A 258-nucleotide genomic window follows, 5' to 3' on the forward strand; every position below is an offset into this window, starting at 1 on the left:
AAAATTGATGATGGTATTTTAGCACTTATTGATGCCATCAATAAGTTAAATAAAATGAAAAAGGGCAAAAGAAAAAAGACTGCTTCATTAGTAAAAGAAGGTCAAAAAATTGCTGGCGTTCAAGGTATTGTAGTAACCGTTCCGCTTTTGATTTCCAGAATTGCCAGAGTTTGTATCAATGGCATGGTATCTGGCGGGCATGATATTGAAGATCTATTCCATAGACAAGCAGAGAAATATGATTTGACTGTAAGAGAG

At 34.9% G+C, this 258-nt stretch carries 1 protein-coding gene; it reads left to right on the forward strand.

Annotation, left to right across the window (positions count from 1 at the left end; genetic code table 11):
• A partial coding sequence (locus tag NCS58_RS34090) for a hypothetical protein (protein WP_250539050.1) occupies nt 1-258 on the forward strand: 258 nt, incomplete at both ends.

The sequence above is a fragment of the Caballeronia sp. INML3B genome (genome assembly GCF_023631305.1).
Taxonomy (GTDB): Bacteria; Pseudomonadota; Gammaproteobacteria; order Burkholderiales; family Burkholderiaceae; genus Caballeronia; species Caballeronia turbans.